Annotated in this window: 2 protein-coding genes; both read right to left on the bottom strand. The window is 56.7% G+C overall.

The window, feature by feature from the left end; all coding sequences use genetic code 11:
- Positions 1 to 142 precede the first annotated feature (142 nt).
- Positions 143 to 514, bottom strand: a complete 372-nt coding sequence (locus tag FB548_RS18660; RefSeq protein WP_142126317.1) for a hypothetical protein — start codon at positions 512 to 514, stop codon at positions 143 to 145.
- 1,536 nt (positions 515 to 2,050) lie between these two features.
- Positions 2,051 to 2,287: a hypothetical protein gene (locus FB548_RS18655; RefSeq protein ID WP_142126316.1), complete on the bottom strand. Its 237-nt coding sequence runs from the start codon at positions 2,285 to 2,287 to the stop codon at positions 2,051 to 2,053.
- Between the last annotated feature and the right edge of the window lie 149 nt (positions 2,288 to 2,436).

Below are 2,436 nucleotides of genomic sequence, written 5' to 3'. Positions count from 1 at the left end.
ATGGCATGGCGTGAAATGGCAGCAGCCGCTGAGAAGTAACGGAGTGCTTAGAAGAAAAATCTTCGAGAGCGATGATTTCACTAGCGGCCCCTAACACCGGAATTAAGCCGACCCGCGAAGCGGGTTCGGCTTGAATGAATTGTTAGGCCTCATGCCCAACACGTGCAATCTTGTACAGCGCAGCGAATCCAAGACCAAAGATCAGAAGCACCCACATTGAATAAGAATGCCGGTATGCCACGTCTTGAGTTACGTAGCGAACGGTACCCTTGATAGCTACAGCAACAGACTGCTCTGCTGAAGAGAGCTGTCCGCCGGCAAGCACGAGTGCTTGCTGGCGCATAATCCAGATACCGAGAACTCCTAAGCAGACTGCCCAGAGCACAGAGATAGCACGCTTGCGTGAAGTTGCCTTACTTGGTAGCCGAAGTACCGCCAGCCCAAGGCCAAAAATGAAAATCACAAATGCTATCTGCACCCAGGAGTCTGACCAAATTGCTTGGAGGATCGACATGAGGCCTAACACCAGAATTAAGCCGACCCGCGAAGCGGGTTCGGCTTGAATGAATTGTTAGCGCTCAAAGTTGATAGCAACGCCGTAATCTCTGGGAAGTCCAGCGCCGAACTCGCGCTGCCACGCGCGAAGTACTGCACGAACCGTGAGTGATGCGGCCCAGCGATGCGATAGCTCGATGGTACGGCAATTGCCGGAGTGGCCCACGAGGTGGTAGATGCGACTGGTGACATGGACATTGAAGTACTCTGGATCTGCGACAAGCCTTAGCTCGGACCACGAAGGTTCAAAGCCGAATGCCGCGACAGCCCATTGTGCGAGGGCTTGACGAGTACGTACTCGCAAACAGTTCAGTTTTGGCTTCATACCGCGAGGTCCTGGTTGAGCGCTAACGCCTGAATTAAGCCGCGCCGCGAAGCGGCGTCGGCTTGAATGAATTGTTATGCAGCCCCGGCACGCCGGTGAAGCCTTGCTGCCGAAGCGATCTTAAGACGATTGCAGGCGGGAGGCGAGAATCAGCCTGTCCTGGCGACAGCAAAGAGCGGCGTGAAACGCTCGTTGGCTTGCGAGCCGCACGAAAGCGAGCGCCTGGAACATGCGACACAGCGACGATAAGCCGTACAACAGGCAACGCACACTTCAACGCTCTTTCTCCGGCCGCGCATAACACCAGAGTTAAGCCGACCCGCGAAGCGGGTTCGGCTTGAATGAATTGTTAGGCCTTAGCGTATCCATGCGTTGGTCTGCCCCAAATAGCAGTCGCCGCGCATTGCCAAATGGCCACCAGTTACTTGCGTCTCAAAGCCGTGGAGCTTGTCACCCTGCCGTAGCGTAGCGCGCAGCTTCGGCCAACCCAGCTCGTCGAGCTCTGGCAGAGCGGTGCGACCTACAATGACCGCCGGCCCGAGTTTGGCAACATTGGAAGGCAACGGGTCGCAACTAGGCGGCTCAACCGGCGGCGACGGCATAGCGAAGCGCCCATAAGCGATTACGCCCAGAACCGCCGAAGCAATCAGTGCGATGGTCCAAGCGACGATGCGGTGGGCTTTTGTCTGAGTTGCCACTGAAATTGGTCTAAGGCCTAACGCCTGAATTAAGCCGGCCCGCAGCAGGGCGGCGACTGAGTGCGAATATAGCCGAAGGCGTGCACTTAGGCGCCGCCCTGATGCGGGATCGGCTTGAATGAATTGTTAGGCGGCAACTGGCTCATCCAGATGTACACCGCAGTAAGGACAGTAATTGATTGGTTGAGCCCATTTGCGTGGACTTACGCTCATTGACGCTTCAATGCCGACACCGCAGCGGGGACATGCCGCCCCACGGTGAAACATGAATACTGTCAGCACACATCCCACTACTGCGAACGACAGCATCACCAATGGCCAGCGATTGCCCGTAAGGATCATGCCCAGCAGACATGCAGCAAAGAGCATCCAGTAGATGCGTCGCCGTTTCCGCAAGTAGTCACGAATTGTCATTGCCGCCTAACACCAGAATTAAGCCGACCCGCGAAGCGGGTTCGGCTTGAATGATTTGTTAGGCCTGCACCCCGGGCTGGCTCGGCTGCTGGCGCCAAAGCTGGCCCTCGATGATGACCTTGCAGTGATAGCAGGCGGAATGTAACTCATCTTGGTTGTACCAGCGATGCCAGCCGCCACTCGTCGTGCAGTCAGTGGCCTTGGGAAAGAAGTCCGAAATCGGGCGGGGCATGTGCACGCGGAGCCAAGTCCGCAGTCGATGCGGATGACGTGCATCCCAGAAATTCTCGGGCATGTGCAGATCGACTGGGTTGTGAGGCATTGCGACCCCAAGATGCTGTTGTGCAGGCCTAACGCCGGAATTAAGCCGACCCGCGAAGCGGGTTCGGCTTGAATGAGTTGTTAGAGGGCACCCGCGAGTGCCAGCGGTGAACCTCATGCAGT

This window comes from Pseudoxanthomonas sp. 3HH-4 (assembly GCF_006716465.1).
GTDB lineage: Bacteria > Pseudomonadota > Gammaproteobacteria > Xanthomonadales > Xanthomonadaceae > Pseudoxanthomonas_A.
This window is presented reverse-complemented; position numbering and strand designations above follow the sequence as displayed.